This window comes from Bacillus sp. ISL-51 (assembly GCF_018613535.1).
GTDB lineage: Bacteria > Bacillota > Bacilli > Bacillales > Bacillaceae > Bacillus.
The window spans coordinates 1-21,893 of sequence record NZ_JAGGQB010000001.1 but is presented as its reverse complement, the minus strand read 5'-3'; the positions used below and the strand labels follow the sequence as shown (position 1 = coordinate 21,893).

Genomic DNA, 21,893 nt, shown 5'->3' with positions numbered 1-21,893 from the left:
ATGTTTACCAATCAATTTCAAACTTTAGTCGATGTCATTCGGGAAAGAAGCAATATAACGGATCGCGGAATCCGTTTTATCGAGTCCGATAAAAAAGAGACGTTTATATCTTATCGCCAATTGTTTGACGAGGCGCAAGGATTTCTCGGTTACTTACAACATATCGGTATTCAGCCAAAGCAAGAAATTGTATTTCAAATCCAAGAAAACAAATCATTTGTCGTCACTTTTTGGGCTTGTTTATTAGGAGGAATGATCCCGGTACCGGTCAGTATCGGAGAAGATGATGACCATAAGCTAAAAGTTTGGCGCATTTGGAATATATTAAACAATCCTTTTCTGATTGCCTCAGAAAAGGTATTTGAGAAAATAAAAAAATACGCTGCAGAACACGATTTACAAGATTTCCATCATCAATTAAACGAGAAATCTGACATTATCCAAGATCGAATCTACGATCATCCCGCTTCATTATATGAACCTGATGCGGATGAACTGGCCTTCATTCAATTTTCTTCGGGATCGACAGGGGACCCGAAAGGAGTCATGCTAACGCATCATAACTTAATACATAACACGTGTGCCATTCGGAATGCTCTGTCTATTGACTTGAAAGATTCTTTTTTATCTTGGATGCCTTTAACCCATGATATGGGTCTTATTGCCTGCCACCTAGTTCCTATCTTGGTCGGAATCAATCAAAATCTAATGCCGACGGAATTATTTATCCGCAGACCTATTCTTTGGATGAAAAAAGCTCATGAACATAAAGCCAGCATTCTATCCTCTCCTAATTTCGGATACAACTATTTCCTTAAATTTCTGAAAAACGAACAACGTTTAGACTGGGATTTATCCCATATCAGGGTCATCGCAAACGGTGCGGAACCCATATTGCCAGAGCTATGTGACAAATTTTTAAAAAGATGCGCAACGTTCAATATGAAAAGATCCGCCATTTTGAATGTTTACGGTTTAGCGGAAGCTTCAGTCGGCGCAGCGTTCTCTAAAACGGGTGAAGAATTTGTTCCTGTTTATTTGCATCGCGATCATTTAAATCTCGGTGAAAGAGCTGTGGAAGTCAGCAAAGAGGATCAAAATTGCGCATCTTTCGTCGAAGTGGGACAGCCCATTGACTATTGTCAGCTTCGAATCTCAGATGAAGCAAACGAAAGAGTGGAAGACGGAATCATCGGTCATATCCAGATCAAGGGGGAAAATGTGACCCAAGGGTATTATAACAACCCCGAGAGTACGGACAGAGCGCTGACTTCTGACGGCTGGGTAAAAACGGGAGACCTTGGTTTCATCAGAGAGGGCAACTTAGTCGTAACCGGAAGAGAAAAAGACATTATTTTCGTGAACGGAAAAAATGTCTATCCTCATGATATCGAACGGGTCGCGATTGAAATGGAAGAGGTTGATTTAGGAAGAGTTGCAGCCTGCGGTGTATATGATCAAGAGACGCGAAGCGGAGAAATCGTGCTCTTTGTTGTTTTCAAGAAATCCCCTGAAAAATTTGCACTGCTTGTCAAAGACATTAAAAAGCATTTGTACCAGCGGGGCGGCTGGAGCATAAAAGAAGTCCTTCCGATCCGAAAGCTGCCAAAAACAACAAGCGGAAAGGTTAAACGTTATGAACTGGCTAAGCAGTATGAGACAGGGACATTTTCGATAGAGTCTGCCGCAATCAGGGAATTTCTGGAGAGCAATCCGAAGGAACCGGTCCAGACTCCCATTCATGAGATAGAAACGGAATTGCTGTCTATCTTTTCCGAAGTGCTGGCCGGGAAAAAGGTTCACCTCAATGATAGTTATTTTGATATGGGCGCAAATTCATTACAGTTATCTCAAATTGCCGAACGTATAGAACAAAGGTTTGGACGCGAGCTTGCGGTTGCCGATCTATTTACGTATCCTTCTATCGCAGATTTAGCGGCATTTCTGTCTGAAAGCCATGCTGAAATCAAGCAAGCCGATACAGCGGAGCCAGGCCATGTTTCGTCGAAAGACATCGCCATTATCGGGATGTCGCTCAATGTTCCGGGAGCATCGGATAAGAGTGATTTTTGGGATCTTATGGAAAAGGAAAAGCATAGCATTCGGCAATATCCTGCACCGCGAGTCAAAGATGCGACGGATTATTTACGCTCCATTCAAAGCGAGTTCAATGAAAATCATTTTGTTAAGGGCGGCTATTTAGATGAAATCGATCGATTTGATTATTCATTCTTTGGTTTAGCTCCCAAAACCGCTCAATTCATGGACCCTAATCAAAGGCTGTTTTTGCAATCCGCATGGCATGCGATTGAAGATGCAGGCTATGCCGGCGACACCATTAGCGGGAGTCAGGTCGGTGTATATGCAGGGTACTCGAAGGTGGGCTACGATTACGAACGTCTCCTTTCCGAGAATTATCCGGAGGAACTTCATCAATATATTGTAGGCAATCTTCCTTCCGTGTTAGCAAGTCGAATCGCTTACTTCTTAAATTTAAAAGGGCCTGCGGTTACAGTGGATACGGCTTGTTCTTCATCGCTTGTTGCCGTTCATATGGCATGCAAATCTTTGATTACAGGCGATTGTGAAATGGCTATTGCCGGAGGTATTCGAACATCATTATTGCCGTTGCGTATCGGACTTGATATGGAATCTTCAGACGGGTTCACCAAAACGTTCAGCGAAGATTCGGACGGCACAGGATCGGGCGAAGGCGTGGCGGCAGTCCTGTTAAAACCTTTACAGGATGCGGTTCGCGACGGAGATCATATTTATGGCGTGATAAAGGGGAGCGCGATGAATCAGGACGGGACAACCGCCGGAATCACCGCACCTAATCCGGCAGCTCAGACCGAGGTCATTGAGCAGGCTTGGAAAGACGCGGGCATTGCTCCTGAAACGCTGTCTTTCATCGAAGCGCATGGCACCGGAACCAAGCTTGGCGATCCGGTTGAATTTAACGGGCTTTGTAAAGCGTTTGAGAAGTATACGGCAAAAAAACAATTTTGTGCGATTGGTTCCGTTAAATCGAATATCGGTCATTTGTTTGAAGCGGCAGGCATCGTAGGACTGATAAAATCTGTCCTCATGTTGAATCACAAAAAAATCCCGCCATTAGCGCACTTTAATGAACCGAACCCGTTAATTCACTTTCAATCTTCACCATTTTATGTAAATCAAGAAGTAATGGATGTCACACCTGGCAACCGACCGCTGCGATGCGGAATCAGCTCGTTCGGTTTTAGCGGAACGAATGCGCATGTGGTCTTGGAAGAATATACTCCTGAAGCTGAGTATGAACCGGAGGCTGAAAATGAGCCGCACCTATTTGTTTTATCCGCCCGTACTGAAACTTCACTCTATGAACTCGCTCAGCGGTATCAGCAATATATTACGGATGACAGTCAAGTTTCATTGAAGTCAATTTGCTATACAGCCAGTACAGGAAGGGCTCATTTGGATCATTGTCTTGCCATGGTTGTATCCAGCAAGCAAGAATTATTGGATAAGCTGACCTGCTTGATTCAAGGCGATAGACATCTTCCCCAGGTAGCCTTTGGTTACACGAACATGAAGGAAATGCTGCCTGCTGATAAAGGAGAGCTGAATAAACAAGCCGCTCATCTGATCGAGCAGCGTACACGCACGAAGGATGAACGAATCACATGGCTGAATCGTGCCGCCGAATTATTTGTACAGGGAGCCGTTATAGATTGGCGCGCGCTTTATCCGGGTGAAGTTGTACAAAAAACTCCATTGCCCTTGTATCCGTTTGAACGGAATCGATGCTGGGCTGAAGCTGGCCATTTGCGTTCTAAGGAAGGCAAAGAGAGAGGAGAAGCAGCATTGGATATAAATCATACGAAGGCGCATATTGAATCTTTCTTGAAGACTGTGGTCAGCAATGCTTCGGGAATCAGAGCAGAGGAAATCGATCTGAATGCCCATTTTATCGGGCTCGGAATGGATTCCATCATGCTGTCCCAAGTCAAAAAAGCCGTTGCAGATGAATTTGATGTGGATATCCCGATGGAACGCTTTTTTGATACGATGAACAACCTTCAAAGTGTCGTAGATTACTTGGCAGAGGCCGTTCCATCGTCTTCTGTATCCGCTCCGCCTCAAGAGAGTGTTACGGCGCAAGAAAAGCTAGTCATTTCAGAAGCACAGGCTGAATTGGATCATAGAGGAGATCATCAAGAGCATATGCTCGAAAAAATAATTGCTTCTCAAAATCAATTAATTCAAGACACCCTACAAGCTCAATTGAATAGCTTTAATTTGTTGAAAAACAGCGATCATCATTCCGCAGCGAAAGAATACGCTAAAGTGCAAGAAAAATCGCTCCCTTCTTCCAAGCAGGGGACTCCAACTGTCACTGCAGAAAAGAAATTGACTCAAGAAGCGAAGCCTTACGTTCCTTTTCAGGCGCAGCACTTGCATGAACAGGGACACTATACCGCACAGCAAAGACAATATTTAGAGACTTTTATCGAGAAGTACGTAGACAAAACGAAAGGTTCCAAACAATATACGGACGAAACCCGATTTGCTCATGCAAATAACCGCAACTTGTCCAGCTTCCGTTCATATTGGAAGGAAATGGTGTACCCGATTATTGCCGAACGCTCTGACGGTTCCAAGATGTGGGATATTGATGGAAACGAATATATCGATATCACCATGGGCTTTGGGGTTAACCTTTTTGGACATCATCCGGCCTTTATTACGCAAGTTATCCAAGATTCAACCCAATCGGCATTGCCGCCGCTTGGTCCGATGTCGAATGTCGCCGGAGAAGTTGCGGATCGAATCCGTGCATGCACAGGGGCAGAAAGGGTCGGTTTCTATAATTCCGGAACAGAGGCAGTCATGGTTGCCCTTCGTTTGGCGAGGGCGGCAACAGGCAGAAAGAAAGTTGTCGTGTTCTCGGGCTCTTATCACGGTACGTTTGACGGCGTATTAGGGGTAGCCAATACGAAAGGCGGGGCTGCGCCTGCGAATCCGCTGGCTCCGGGCATACTGCAAAACTTTATGAATGATTTGATTATTTTGCATTACAACAATCCGGATTCGCTGGACGTGATTCGCAGTCTGGGTAATGAATTGGCAGCCGTACTGGTGGAACCGGTGCAAAGCCGCAGGCCGGATTTGCAGCCCGAATCATTTTTGAAAGAACTGCGGGCGATCACGCAGCAATCCGGGACAGCCTTGATCATGGATGAAATTATTACGGGATTTCGGATTGGTCTCGGCGGTGCGCAGGAATGGTTCGGCATTCAAGCCGATTTGGTGACCTATGGGAAAATCATCGGCGGAGGGCAGCCGTTAGGTATTGTTGCCGGAAAAGCTGAGTACATGAATGCGATCGACGGCGGAACCTGGCAGTATGGGGACGGCTCCTATCCAACGGACGAGGCGAAACGCACGTTTGTGGCCGGCACCTTCAATACTCACCCGCTTACCATGAGATTGTCATTAGCCGTGCTTTTGCATCTGCAAACCGAGGGAGACAATCTGTACAAGCAGTTAAATCAAAAGACAACCTGCTTGGTCGATCAATTAAATCGCTACTTTGAACAGTCCCAAGTGCCTATTCGTATGGTTCAATTCGGCTCCTTATTCCGGTTTGTCTCATCGGTTGATAATGATTTGTTCTTTTACCACCTCAATTATAAAGGGGTCTATGTTTGGGAAGGGCGCAACTGCTTCTTGTCTACGGCTCATACTGCGGATGATATTGCTTATATCATTCAAGCCGTCCAAGACACGGTGAAGGATCTTCGCCGGGGCGGATTTATTCCGGAAGGCCCGCATTCCCCTGATGACGGGGGCAATAAACAATCCGAGGCGTACGAGCTTTCTCCTGAACAAAAACAATTGGTGATGGCATCCCATTATGGGAATGATGCTTCTGCTGCTTTAAACCAATCCATTATGCTAAAAGTAAAGGGTGAAGTGCAGCATACGCTGTTAAAACAAGCAGTGCAGCATATTGTCAATCGCCATGACGCTTTACGTACGGTTATTCATGTCGATGACGAAGTACAGCAAGTACAGGAACGGATGGATATAGATATTCCCGTAATCGATTTTACCGGTCACTCGAATGAACATCGAGAGGCAGAAATTCAGAAATGGCTGACAGAGGATGCCAAGCAACCGTTTCACTTTCACGAACAGAAGCCCTTGTTTAGAATTCATGTGCTTAAATCGGACCAAGACGAACACCTGATTGTGCTTACATTCCATCATATCATTGCCGATGGGTGGTCGATCGCTGTTTTTGTACAAGAGCTGGAGAGCACTTACGCCGCTATTGTACAAGGAGAACCGCTTCCGTCGGATGAGGCTGCTTCGTTTCGCCAATATTTAGATTGGCAGCAAGCGCAGATCGATAGCGGCCATTATGAAGAAGGTGTCCGTTATTGGCGGCAGCACTTCTCTGAACCGATACCGCAGGCAGCCTTGCCCAGCGTTGCTTCTTCCCGTTATCCGAACGGGTATGAGGGTGACCGGTGTACGATTAGGCTGGGGCGGCCTTTAAGCAAGGCTTTAAAGTCATTAAGCATTCGGATGAAAAATAGCGTATTTGTGACCATGCTGGGCGCATTTCATCTTTTCCTGCACCAGCTTACCAAACAGTCCGGCCTTGTGATCGGGATTCCCACAGCAGGTCAATCACATATGAAACACCATGTTCTGATTGGAAATTGCGTCAATATGGTTCCGGTGAAGAACACGCCTTCTTCTGAAAGCACCTTATCCGGTTATCTTGACAGTATGAAGGAAAACGTGAATCAAGCAATGCGGCATCAAGCCGTTCCGATGACACTTGTGGCCAGACAGCTTCCGCACGATCAAGTGCCGGATATGCGCATTATTTTTAATTTGGACAGACCTTTTCGAAAGCTGCATTTCGGAAAGGCGGAGGCTGAGCCCATTGCATACCCTATGAAATGCATTTCATACGATTTATTTCTTAACGTAACGGACGTGGATCAAGAATATGTTCTTGATTTCGATTTTAATACGAACGTCATCAGTTCGGAGATCATGAAAAAGTGGGGAGCGGGCTTTGCGAAATTGCTGCAAAAAATGGTTGAGGGGGATTCAGCCCCTCTTGACGCCCTGATGATGTTTTCCGATGAAGAACAGCAAGATTTACAAGAGCTGTATGCCGTTCACCAGCAGCGAGTCTCTTCAACATTGAGCAATACACACCTGGCTGACGTCTACGAAGAGCCGGCAAATGAAACGGAGCGGCAGCTGGCTGAGATTTGGAAGGAACTTTTCGGCCTTGAGCGGGTGGGCAGATCAGATCACTTCCTGGCTTTGGGAGGAAACTCGCTCCAAGCGACGCTTATGCTTTCCAAAGTTCAGAAAACATTTCATCAAAAAGTTTCCATCGGGCAATTTTTCAACCATCAGACCGTTAAGGAGTTAGCGAGTTTCATTCGGAGTAAAGAAAAAGTCATGCATTTCCCGATGAAGACTGTTGAGAAGAAAGCTTATTACCGAACATCTCCAGCGCAGCAAAGAGTATATTTCCTGCATCAAATGGAACCGAATCAACTGTCGCAAAATATGTTTGGCCAAATATCAATTATAGGGCAGTACGATGAGCAAGCCTTGATCGAATCTCTTCAACAAGTCATGCAGCGGCATGAAGCTTTTCGCACTTATTTTGACATTATAGATGGCGAAATTGTCCAGAAAATTGCAAGCGGGCTTGATTTTAACGTTCATGTCCGTGCGATGGACCGGGATGAATTTGATGCCTATGCAGATCAGTTTGTAAAACCATTCCGTCTTGAACAAGCTCCTTTGGTTCGCGCAGAGCTGATCAAGATTGATAACGGGCAGGCGGAACTGCTCATCGATATGCATCATATCATTTCGGACGGTTATTCCATCAGCATACTTACGAATGAGCTGTTCGCTCTATACCATCATGAGCCATTGCCGGAAATTGAATTTGAATATAAAGATTTCGCAGAATGGCAAAACCAATGGTTGATTGGAGAGACCATGGAACAGCAGGAGAAATACTGGCTGGAGCAATTCAAAGAAGAAATCCCCATCCTTCAACTGCCGACAGACGGTTCAAGAGCGATGGAATGGTCTTCTGAGGGACAGCGCGTGACGTACTCCTTGGAGCCAAATGTAATCCGTTCACTTCAAGATATGGCGCAAAAGGCGGGAACGACTCTGTATACGGTGCTTCTGGCTGCGTACAAAGTGCTGCTTCACAAATATACGGGCCAAGAAGATATTGTTGTGGGCACGCCTGCTTCCGGAAGAAACCATCCGGATATTGAAAGCATGATCGGAATTTTCATTCAAACCATCGGGATTCGGACCAAACCGCATGCCAATAAAAGATTTGCGGATTACTTGGAAGAAGTGCAGCGGCAAACGCTAGACGCTTTCGAAAATCAGGATTATCCATTTGACCGGTTGGTGGAGAAATTAAATGTGCAGAGGGAAACAACAGGAAAGTCGCTGTTTAACACGATGTTTGTGTTTCAAAATATTGATTTTCATGAAATTCGGCACAATGGATGTACATTTACGGTGAAAGAACGAAATCCCGGAGTCTCTTTATATGATTTGATGCTAACGATCGAAGATGCCGGACAGCAATTAGAAATGCATTTCGATTTTAATCCGGGGCAGTTTGAAAAAGAAACCATTGAACAGATCACAAGCCACTATATCAGCATTTTGAACAGCCTTGTTAAGCAGCCGGAAATGACTTTGTCTTCCGTTCCTATGCTATCTGACACCGAACAGCATCAATTACTGATGGAGTTTAATGACACGGAGACGCCATATCCGCACGACGAGACGGTATGTCAATGGTTTGAAAAGCAAGCAGAACAGAGGCCTGATCATGAAGCCGTTATATTTGGCGATGAGAGGTATACGTACAGACAGCTCAATGAACGGGCAAACCAATTGGCGCGGACGTTAAGAACAAAGGGCGTACAAGCGGATCAGTTCGCTGCCATCATCTGCCCGCATCGTATCGAGCTGATTGTTGGAATTTTGGCTGTTCTAAAATCCGGCGGCGCATACGTGCCCATTGATCCGGAGTATCCGGAGGATCGGATACAATATATGCTGAAAGATTCAAAGGCGGAGATTGTTTTGACACAGCACCATCTGCAAAGTCAATTAACGTATGATGGTGACGTTGTGCTTTTGGATGAGGAAAACTCTTATCATGAGGACCGCTCAAATCTTGAATTGTTCAGCGATGCGCATGATTTAGCCTACATGATCTATACGTCGGGTTCCACCGGGAATCCGAAAGGCGTACTTATTGAGCACCAAGGGTTAGCCAATTATATTTGGTGGGCGAAAGAGGTTTATGTGAGGGGCGAGAAAACCAACTTCCCATTGTACTCCTCCGTCTCTTTTGATTTAACGGTGACTTCGATATTTACACCGCTTGTCACGGGAAATACCATCATTGTCTACGATGGAGAAGACAAAAGCGCTGTGCTTTCAACGATTATGCAGGACTCAAGAATAGACATGATCAAATTGACCCCCGCGCATTTGCATGTACTCAAAGAAATGAACATAGCCGATGGAACGACCATTCGGAAAATGATTGTGGGCGGAGAAAATTTAAGCACCCGTCTGGCCAAAAGTGTCAGCGAGCAGTTTAAAGGCCAGCTGGACATTTTCAATGAATACGGACCGACGGAAACAGTCGTCGGATGTATGATTTATCGTTACGACGCTAAACAGGATAAGCGGGAATTTGTACCGATAGGCGCTGCGGCCGCCAATACGAACATTTATGTGGCGGATGCCAGCAGAAACCTGGTTCCGATCGGGGTGCCCGGTGAAATTTATATCAGCGGAGCCGGTGTTGCCAGAGGGTATTGGAATCGCCCGGATTTAACGGCAGAGAAATTCGTTGATAACCCGTATATCCCGGGAACGAAGATGTACAAATCAGGGGACTTGGCCAAGCGATTGAAGGATGGAAATCTTGTCTATTTGGGCCGCATCGATGAACAAGTCAAAATCAGAGGACATCGAATCGAACTTGGTGAGATCGAAGCAGCGATGCATAACGTGGAAGCGGTGCAAAAAGCCGCGGTTGCAGCCAGAGAAGAAGAGGACGGCTTAAAACAATTGTGCGCGTATTACGTGAGCGAAAAACCTATAACGATTGCGCAGCTTAGAGAACAATTGTCTTTGGAGCTGCCGGACTACATGGTTCCGTCCTATTTTGTCCAGCTGGAACATATGCCGTTAACGTCCAACGGGAAAATAAATCGTAAAGCACTGCCCGCGCCGGAAGCAAGTTTGCAGCAGACAGCTGAATATGTCCCGCCGGGCAATGAGGTTGAATCCAAACTGGCGGATTTATGGCAAAAGGTGCTCGGGATAAGCCAAGCGGGGATCAAGCATAATTTCTTTGATCTTGGAGGAAATTCCATTCGAGCGGCGGCCTTAGCCGCCAGAATCCACAAAGAGCTGGATGTGAATCTGTCTCTAAAAGACATATTTAAGTTTCCTACCATTGAACAGTTGGCTGACAGGGCGTTACGCATGGGAAAAAATCGATATGTACCGATTCCGGCCGCAAAGGAAATGCCCTATTATCCAGTTTCTTCGGCTCAGAGACGGATGTATCTGTTAAGTCATGCAGAAGGCGGCGAGCTGACTTACAATATGACGGGTGCCATGAGTGTAGAAGGGGCTGTCGATCTGGTCCGATTAAACGCGGCTTTCCAGAAATTAATCGAGCGTCATGAAGCGTTGCGGACCAGCTTTGGATTATATGAAGGCGAACCGGCACAGCGTATTCATCAAAGCGTCGAATTTACAATAGAACGAATTCAAGCGGGAGAAGAAGAAGTGGAAGATCGTGTGCTTGATTTCATCAAAGCGTTTGATTTAACCAAGCCGCCGTTGATGCGAGTCGGACTGATTGAACTTGAAGCTGAACGGCATGTGCTGCTGGTTGATATGCATCATATCATTTCCGATGGCGTGTCCATAAATATTCTTATGAAAGATTTAAGCCAGCTCTATGAGGGGAACGAACCGGATCCGCTTTCTATTCAATATAAAGACTATGCGGTTTGGCAGCAATCGGAAGTTCAGAGACGGAACATCAAGAACCAGGAAGCGTATTGGCTGAATCAGTTTCATGATGACATTCCTGTACTGGATATGCCTGCGGATTACGAGAGACCTTCCATACGCGATTACGAAGGCGAATCATTTGAATTTCTTATACCGGAACACTTGAAACAGCGCTTAAACCAAATGGAAGAAACCACAGGAGCGACACTGTATATGATTTTATTGGCAGCCTATACGATTCTTTTATCCAAATACAGCGGACAAGAGGATATTGTCGTAGGAACGCCATCTGCCGGGCGAACTCATATGGATGTAGAGTCTGTCGTGGGAATGTTCGTCAATACGTTAGTCATTCGCAATCACCCGGCGGGCCGTAAACCATTTGATGCCTACTTAAACGAAGTAAAGGAAAACATGCTGAATGCCTATCAAAATCAAGACTATCCGTTGGAAGAATTGATCCAGCATTTGCATCTTCCAAAAGATTCAAGCCGTAATCCTTTGTTCGATACGATGTTTGTGCTGCAAAATCTCGATCAGGCTGAATTGAAACTGGATTCCCTTCAATTCAAGCCGTATCAGCTTCATCATCCGGTTGCCAAATTCGACTTGACCTTGTCGATCCAGGCGGACCAAGACAAATATCACGGCCTGTTCGAATATTCGAAAAAACTGTTTAAGAAAAGCAGAATCGAAGCTTTATCAAACGACTACTTACACATCTTATCCGCGATTCTGGAACATCCAAGCATTCAAATCGAACATATCGAATTAAGCGGCAGCAATGCGGAAGAAGAAAACATGATGGATTCTATTCAATTGAACTTTTAGGGAAAAGCATATATTTATTTTCTTTAAACTATACAAAATGAGGTGCTCCAATGTCGGTATTTAAAAATCAAGAAACGTACTGGGATAACCTGTTTGATGAAGAGGATGGCCTAAGTGTCTTCCCTTACTTTAAAGCTGCGGATAAAGCGGCTTTGGCCCGTACCGGCTATCAGGAAAAATGCATCTACCGTTCCTTATCTCCAGAAGTATCTCAAAGAGTAATGACAATGGCTAATCATTCCGAAATGGCAGCCTATTTGATTTTATTGGCAGGCATTGAATGCTTATTGTATAAATATACGGATCGAACGAGCCTGATTCTGGGCATTCCAACGGTATCGAAGAAAAAAGGCAGCACTTCAGCTGTTAACACCATTGTCCTGCTAAAAAATACGCTTAGCAGCCAGAGCACGTTTAAAACCGTATTCGAGCAACTAAAAGAAGCCGTTAATGATTCGCTGAAAAATCAAAACCTGCCGTTCCGAAAAATGGTCCAGCATTTAAACGTGCAATACGGCGATGATCGCATGCCGTTGATTCATACCGTCGTTTCGCTCAACGAAATTCATTCCTTGCAATTTAAGGAAGACGCTGCAACCGATACGCTGTTTCACTTTGATTTGGAGAACAACGGGATTCATTTGAATCTTTTTTATAACGGCAATCTGTATGATGAGCGCTATATGGACCAAATCGTGTCCCATCTTGATCATTTGTTGTCAGTGATCTTGTTCCAGCCCCAAGCTGCAATCGAAACGGCAGAAGTCTTACCCGAAGCGGAAAAACATCAAATGTTGTTTGATTTTAATGACACCTACGCAGATTACCCCGGGAGCAGAACTGTATATCAATTGTTTGAAGAGCAAGCGGGAAGAACGCCTGATCATGCAGCAATCAAGTTCGAAAACAGCCATCTGACGTACAGGGAATTGAATGAAAAAGCCAATCGTTTGGCAAGAACGTTGCGAAACTGCGGGGTTCAAGCCGATACTTTGGTCGCCATTATGGCTGATCGTTCATTAGAAATGATTGTGTCCATCATTGCCATTTGGAAGGCTGGGGGCGCTTATGTGCCCCTGGACCCTGAATATCCAAAAGAGCGGCTTCAATATTTGCTGAATGATGCGAATGCAGACGTACTCGTTGTTCAGCGGCATTTCAAAAACAGCCTCGTCTTTGACGGCCCGACGATCGATCTGAATGATGAAACATCTTACCATGCCGATTGCTCATTGTTATCACCCATAGCAGAACACGACCATTTGGCCTATGTTATTTATACCTCAGGCACGACAGGGAAGCCGAAAGGGGTCATGGCTGAACACGGCGGCATTGTGAACTCACTCCAATGGAAGAAAGCGTTTTTCAGGCATTCCGCAGAGGATCGCGTACTTGTGTTGTACCCTTATGTTTTTGATGCGTTCATTTTAAATTTCTTCGGCCCGCTTATCTCGGGTGCAACTTTGTACCTTTTGCCTAACGAAGACAACAAAGATCTTTTCGCGATTCAAAACGTTCTGAGACAGGAAAGGATTACTCATTTCTCGACTTCTCCCCGTCTGTTAAAAGCCATGATCGAACAGATGAACACAGAGGACTTCCTTCATGTTCAACATGTTGTTGTAGGCGGAGAACAACTCGAACCTGATACCGCAGAAAGGCTGTTTTCCCTGCAGCCTCAGATTCGGCTCAATAATGAATACGGTCCGACTGAAAATAGCGTGGTATCTACGTTTGAGCCTGTTCATTCTGCCGATGAACAGATCACAATTGGCAGGCCGGTGGCCAATCACCAAGCCTTTATTTTGGGAGCGCACCATCAAATCCAGCCGATCGGCGTACCGGGAGAGCTGTATGTCGGAGGAGCGGGAGTTGCCCGCGGCTATCTCAACCGGCCTGAATTGACGGAAGAAAAGTTTGTTCAGCATTTGCTTCTCCCTGATCAAAAGATGTATAAAACGGGCGATCTCGCCAGACGGCTGCCAGATGGAAGGATCGAATATTTGGGGCGAATCGACCATCAAGTAAAAATTCGCGGATACCGTATCGAGCTTGGCGAGGTGGAGTCGGCCATGTTCAACCTGGAAGAGGTTCGTGAGGCGGCAGTCGTTGCGAGGAAGGGCGAAGACGGAGCCAAGCAATTGTATGCCTATTATGTCGGAGAGCCTTCTTTGACCGCCGCGCAGTTCAGAGCCAAATTGTCCCGTGAACTGCCGGATTATATGATTCCTTCTTACTTTATCCATTTGGAACGCATACCGCTCACTTCCAACGGAAAGATCGATCTGAAAGCTTTGCCTGTTACCGAAGAAAAAACGCGGACGGAAAACGAATACATAGCCCCGCGAAACTCAATAGAAGAACTGCTGGCGTCCATCTGGCAAGAAGTATTAGGGGCAGATCGTATAGGAATTCTGGATAATTTCTTTGATTTTGGCGGAGATTCGATTAAATCAATTCAGGTGTCTTCCAGATTGTATCAAGCCGGATACAAGGTTGATATGAAGCATTTGTTTAAATACCCTGCGATTGCTGAACTAAGTCAGTTTGTAGAGCCGGTAAGCAGAATGGCCGAGCAAGAGGAAGTGAACGGAAGGACAAGTCTGACCCCGATTCAGCATTGGTTTTTTGAACAAAAGATGCCGCATGCACACCATTACAATCAGGCCGTCATGTTATATTCGGCAGAAGGCTTTAAAGAGGCTCCGCTTCGCCGGACGATGGAACGCATCGCAGCGCATCACGATGCGCTGCGGATGATTTTTGAAAAAACGCCGAACGGATATACTGCTCGGATTGCGGGAACAGAAGAAAGTGAATTGTATCACCTGGAAGTGCTGAATTATAAAGGGGATTCCGATCCGGGCCAAGCTGTTGCCAGTAAAGCGACCCAGATTCAAAGCAGCATGGAATTAGGCCAAGGGCCTTTGATGAAGCTTGGTTTGTTCCAATGTCCGGACGGAGATCATCTGCTTATCGCGATTCATCACTTGGTGATCGACGGGGTATCCTGGCGAATTTTACTTGAAGATATCGCAAGCGGCTATGAGCAAGCGGAGCGCGGACAAACGGTCCGGCTTCCGCAAAAAACAGACTCGTTTCCATTCTGGGCGGAGAAATTGTCCAAATATGCGGCAGAAACCGACATGGAACAGGAGATTGCTTATTGGGCTGAGCTTTCAAGCCTGGAGCAGCAGCCATTGCCTAAGGATAACATCAGTGAAGGTTCATTATTAAGAGACAGCGATGAATTGACGATTCAGTGGACAAAAGAAGAAACGGAGCAATTATTGAAACAAGCGAATCGCGCCTACAACACGGACATCAATGATCTGCTTCTGACCTCGTTAGGACTGGCTGTTCACAGGTGGACAGGCATGGAAGAAGTTGTCGTGAATTTGGAGGGCCACGGAAGAGAACCGGTGATTCCGGATGCGGATATCACTCGCACGGTAGGATGGTTTACAAGCCAGTATCCTGTCGTACTGAAGATGGAGGCAGGGAAAGAACTGCCGCAGCGCATCAAGACCGTGAAAGAAGGACTGCGCCGTATTCCCGATAAAGGAATGAATTATAGTGTTATCAAATATTTATCCGGACGTCCTCAAGCTGACAGCCTGCAGCTGAATCCGGAAATTTCGTTTAATTACTTGGGCCAGTTTGACCAAGACCTGCAGCATCATGCTTTGCAGGTATCGCCTTATTCCGCAGGGTTATCGATGAATGAAAACCAAGTGAGAACGGCGGTGCTCGATTTGAATGGCATGATTGCAGAGGGGAAATTATCGCTGATACTCAGCTACAGCAACAAACAATACGAAAGATCGACCATGGCGCATTTTGCCAAAAATTTAAAAGAAAGTCTGCAAGAAGTCATTGCGCATTGCGTAAGCCAACAGCAGACATCATTGACGCCAAGCGACATCCTGTTAAAGGATATCACGATAGACGAACTGGAAAAGCTTTTGGAGCAAACGCGTGAATTAGGCGAAGTGGAAAATATCTATCCGTTAACGCCAATGCAGAAAGGCATGCTGTTTCACAGCTTGTTTGATCCAAATTCAGGCGCTTATTTTCAGCAAACGACGTTTGATCTGCATGGAGATTTAGATATCGATTCATTTTCAAAAAGCTTGGATGGCTTATCGCAAAGATACGATATTTTCCGCACGAATTTTTACAGAGGCTGGAAAGACCAGCCGCTGCAAATCATATTGAAAACCAAAAAGATCGGATTTCAATTCATCGATTTACGCGAGATGACTGAAGCGCGAAAAGAAGAGATGCTTCAGGAATATGCCAGAGAAGATAAGATTCGGGGATTCGACTTAGAGAAAGACGCGTTAATGCGGTTATTTATTCTTCGTACGGATGAAACGACCTATCGTTTTATATGGAGTTTCCACCATATTTTAATGGACGGTTGGTGCCTGCCGCTTATTACAAAAGAAATATTCGACCATTACTTTGCTGTGCTTCAGCAAACGCAGCCTGAACAATCGACGATTACTCCGTATAGTCAATATATTGAATGGCTCGACCGGCAAGATGCGGAAGAGGCCAAGCGTTATTGGGATCAATATTTGGAGGGATATGAAGAGCAAACCGGCCTCCCTAAGGACAACCATCTGGCGGAAGATGAACGTTACATTCCGGAGAAAGTGACATGTGAAATAAGCGCCGATCTCACGTTGAAAATGAAGCAGACGGCCAGCAAGCGCCATGTCACGCTGAACACGCTGTTGCAAACGGCATGGGCGGTTTTGCTGCAGAAATACAATCGAAGCCGGGACGTTGTTTTCGGAAGTGTTGTATCCGGAAGACCGGCGGGAATTCCAAACGTAGAAACCATGATCGGCTTATTCATTAACACCATTCCTGTCCGAATCCAATGTGAAGCTGGAACGACTTTTGCCGAGCTCATGAAAGAGGCGCAGGAAAGAGCCGTAGCCTCTCAAAAGTATGAGACGTTTCCGTTGTACGATATTCAAGCACGTACAACGCAAAGGCAAAATTTAATTACACATTTAATGATATTTGAAAATTACCCTGTTGGTCAGTATATGGAAAGCATTGGTCAGCAAAACGGATCATCTATCACAATCTCTAACGTGCAAATGGAAGAACAGACCAACTATGATTTTAATTTAACCGTTATTCCGGGTGAAGCGATTAACATCTATTTTGAATACAACGCCAAAGTGTATGATCGGGACAGCATGGAGCGGATTCGGGAACATTTCATGCAAATCTTGCATCAAGTCATTACAGATGCGGATATCCAGGTGGATCAAGTGGAATTGTTAACGGAAGGCGAAAAAAGACACCTTCTTCAGACGCTTAACGACACGTCTGCGCCATATCCGCAGACGGCGGTTTATCAACTGTTTGAAGAGCAATCGCAGCGAACGCCCGATCAGGCAGCCGTCATCGATAAGGACAGACAGCTCACGTACCGGCAGCTCAACGAGCGGGCAAACCAACTGGCGCGAACGTTAAGAGCGAAGGGCGTGCAAGCGGATCATCCCGTGGCCATCATCACCAGAAACAGTATCGAATCGGTGGTAGGGATACTTGCCGTTTTAAAAGCAGGCGGAGCCTATGTCCCTATAGATCCAGAATATCCGCAAGACCGCATCCAGTACATGCTGGATGACTCCCAAGCCGGGATCGTTTTGATGCAGCGTGATGTCCGGGAGCAGCTTACCTATAAAGGCGTCACAGTTTTACTGGATGATGAAAGCTCCTATCACGAAGAGGCCTCTAACCTTGAACCGCTAAGTGACGCAAATCATTTGGCGTATGTAATTTATACGTCAGGCTCTACAGGCAAGCCCAAAGGCGTATTAATCGAGCACCGAGGCTTGACCAATTACATTTGGTGGGCGAAAGAGGTCTATGTAAAAGGCGAGAAAACCAACTTCCCGTTGTACTCGTCGATCTCCTTTGATCTAACGGTGACTTCTATTTTCACACCGCTGATCACAGGTAATACGATCATCGTCTATGACGGAGAGGATAAAACAGCTTTGCTTGCATCGATTGTGCAGGACCAGAGAGTAGATATCATTAAATTGACCCCGGCCCATTTGCAGGTTTTGAAAGAAATGAACATCGCTGATAAAACAGCTATCCGAAAAATGATTGTGGGCGGAGAGAATCTAAGCACCCGGTTAGCCCAAAGTATTTATGAACAATTCAAAGGCCGAATTGAAATTTGCAACGAATACGGGCCGACGGAAACCGTTGTCGGATGCATGATTTACCGATACGACTCCGTGAAAGACAGACGAGAATCGGTACCGATCGGCACGGCGGCAGCAAACACGAGTATTTATGTGCTGGATGAGAACATGAAACCGGTGCCGATCGGTGTCCCTGGAGAAATATATATTAGCGGCGCCGGTGTGGCAAGAGGATATTTGAATCGGCCGGAATTGACGGCAGAGAAATTTGTCGATGACCCGTTTGTACCCGGAGCCAAAATGTATAAGACCGGCGATTTAGCGAAGTGGCTGGCTGACGGAAACATCGAATATGCAGGAAGAATGGATGAACAAGTCAAAATCAGAGGCTATCGCATCGAATTAGGCGAGATCGAGGCTGCGCTGCTTCAAGCAGAAGCGATCAAGGAAGCGGTCGTTATAGCCAGGGAAGATGTCCATGGGTTTAAACAATTGTGTGCGTATTACGTAAGCGGCCAGCCATTAACGGTATCCCGCCTCCGGGAACAATTGTCTCATGATCTGCCGGGTTATATGGTTCCGGCCTATTTTATCGAGCTGGAGAAAATGCCTTTAACCTCCAATGGGAAAATAAACCGGAAAGGGCTGCCGGCTCCGGATTTCCGGCTGCAGGACAGAGCGGAATATAAGGCCCCCCGAACAAGAGTGGAAGAAATATTAGTTTCTGCTTGGGAATCGGTATTAGGCGCGGAAAACGTAGGCATTCTGGATAATTTCTTTGATCTTGGCGGAGATTCTATTAAATCAATTCAAGTGTCTTCCAGATTAAATCAGCACGGATATAAAATGGAAATCAAACACTTGTTTCAATATGCAACGATTGCCGAATTGAGTCCGCATATCGAGCAGAATCTGCGTATACCCGATCAAGGTGAAGTTAAAGGAAAGGTCAGCCTGACTCCTATTCAGCATTGGTTCTTTGATCAAACAACGATAGATCCGCATTATTATAATCAAGCTGTCATGCTGTATGCACCGGAAGGCTTTCAGGAATCGCCGCTTCGCCAAACACTGCAAAAGCTTGGAGAACATCACGATGCGCTCCGCATGACGTTCCAGGAGACGGAAAAAGGATACGAGGCTTGGAATGCAGAGATCGCCCAAAGCGAGCTGTACCATCTTGAAGTCCTGAATCTGAAAGCAGAATCCGACCCGGGTCAGGCCATTGAAGCTAAGGCTAACGAGATACAAGGCAGTATGAATTTAAGCGGCGGGCCGTTAATGAAAGCCGGATTGTTTCAATGTACAGATGGGGATCATTTGCTTATTGTCATCCACCATTTGATTGTAGACGGAGTTTCATGGCGCGTTTTACTGGAGGATATCGTTAGTGGTTACAGGCAGGCCGAGAATGGGCAAGTGATTCAATTGCCGCAAAAAACAGACTCTTTCCAGTTATGGGCCAAGCGGCTTTCAGAATATGCGCAAAGTGAAACCTTAAAGCAAGAACAGGAATATTGGACAAAGATCGAACACACCGATGTAAAACCGCTGCCTAAAGATTTTCATGAAACACATACGTCCTCAAAAGACAGTGAAACGGTAACCGTGGAATGGACTAAAGAAGAAACGGAGCTGTTATTAAAACAAGCGAATCGCGCTTATAACACTGAAATAAACGATTTGCTTTTAACCTCCCTGGGACTTTCTATATCGCACTGGTCAGGACTTGAACAGATTCCGATTCATTTAGAGGGACACGGAAGAGAACAGATCATTCAAGATTTGGATATCTCCCGCACGGTGGGGTGGTTTACAAGTCTGTATCCGGTTGTGCTTCACGCGCACCCAGGCAAAGAAATATCTTATTATATCAAGACGACAAAAGAAGGGCTGCGACAAATTCCGCATAAAGGGATCGGATATGGAGCAGCAAGGTATTTAAGCGGGGCAACGCCGGCGAAAATGAGTCCGGAGATTAGTTTTAATTACCTGGGGCAGTTTGATCAAGATTTGCAGCATCATGCGATTCAATTATCCTCTTACTCCTGCGGTTCAGACTCGAGCGGGAATCAAGCCAGACCGTATGTATTGAATATAAACGGAATGATTGCCGAGGGTCGGTTGATGCTGACGATTAACTATAGCAGCAAACAGTACGTAAGAGAAACGATCAAGCGGTTATCTTCATTTATTCAAAGCGGCCTTCGGACAATCATTGAGCATTGCGTTCATAAAGAACAATCGGAACTGACGCCAAGCGATATTTTGTTAAAAGGCATGACCATTGACGAATTGGACCAGCTCCTTCTTCAACTGCCGCATGCAGGTGAGATCGAAAACGTGTATCCGCTCACTCCGATGCAGGAGGGGATGCTGTTTCACAGTTTGCTGGATGAGGACTCAAGTTCTTATTTCGAACAAGCATCTTTTGATTTGCAGGGAGAGTTAAAGATCGAAAGGTTTTCAGCAAGCTTGGAACGTTTATTTGAAAAATATGCCGTGCTCAGAACCCGTTTTTATAGCGGCTGGAATGATATTCCTTTGCAAATTGTCTATAAAACGCAAAAACCGCAAATTCATTTAGCAGATTTGCGTGACATGGACAAGATCCGGCGTGAGGATGAAATCCGATCCTACCAAAGAGAAGATAAAGCGAAAGGATTTGACTTGGCTCAAGATCGGTTGATGCGCATAGCGATTTTCCGCATGGAAGATTACAAATATCATATAATTTGGAGCTTCCATCATATTGTCATGGATGGCTGGTGCCTGCCTCTTATCACGAAGGAAGTGTTTGAACATTATAGCGCCCTGCAAGAAGGGAAAGAAATAGAATCCGTTTATACAGCTCCTTACAGCGACTATATGGAATGGCTTGATCGTCAAGATCATGAAGCGGCCAAACGGTACTGGAGCGAATATCTTGAAGGGTATAAAGGTGAAACCAGGCTTCTTCATAAAAGACCGCAGCATGAAGAAAAAGCATATGCTTATACCAATGTCATCTGTCAATTCGATCAAGAACAGACAAAACAATTACAGCAGATCGCAAACCAGCATCAAGTCACGTTAAATACGTTGATCCAAACGTTGTGGGGAATTTTATTACAGAAATATAGCGGATCCGATGACGTTGTCTTTGGCAGTGTCGTGTCGGGAAGGCCGGCGGAAATTCCTGGTGTGGAACAGATGATCGGTCTGTTCATCAATACCATTCCGGTTCGCATCCGCTGCGATGAGGACAGCTCTTTTGCTGATACGATGCAAATGGTTCAGCAAAATGCACTGGCTTCCCAATCATACGATACCTATCCTTTATATGAAATTCAGACACAAACGGAACAAAAGCAAAACTTAATTGATCATATACTGATCTTTGAAAACTATCCAATTGGACAACAAGTCGAACAGGCAGGCCATGGTGCTGCGGAATTAAATATCGTGAATTTCCATATTGAAGAACATACCCATTACGATTTTAATGTAATTGTCATCCCTGGCGAACAACTCGCCGTTCACTTTGGTTTTAACCAAAATGAATATGGACAATCAGAAGTAGAGCGGATTCGCGGACATTTTGAACATCTCACACATCAAATTTTGCAGCATCCGCACAGCAAAATAGAAGAAATGGAACTTTTGACTCAGCAAGAAAAAGAACAGCTGCTCACTCCGCTTTCTGAGGAAACAGAGCAGCCTGAATATGAAACGATTCATGCCATGTTCGAACGCCAAGCGGCACAAACGCCGCAGGAAATC

The 21,893-nt window shown here is 45.5% G+C and carries 2 protein-coding genes; both read left to right on the top strand.

Annotated features, from left to right (window positions below; all coding sequences use genetic code 11):
- Positions 1-11,946 (top strand): non-ribosomal peptide synthetase/type I polyketide synthase, encoded by an 11,946-nt coding sequence (locus J7E26_RS00010; protein WP_214804110.1) that lies wholly within the window; start codon positions 1-3, stop codon positions 11,944-11,946.
- A 50-nt stretch (positions 11,947-11,996) separates the two neighbouring features.
- The coding region (locus tag J7E26_RS00005; protein WP_214804111.1) for a non-ribosomal peptide synthetase at positions 11,997-21,893 on the top strand (9,897 nt) is incomplete at its 3' end.

Excerpts from the sequence above, each read along its gene's own strand:
- J7E26_RS00010 (WP_214804110.1), top strand. The coding sequence starts at position 1 with ATGTTTACCAATCAATTTCAAACTTTAGTCGATGTCATTCGGGAAAGA.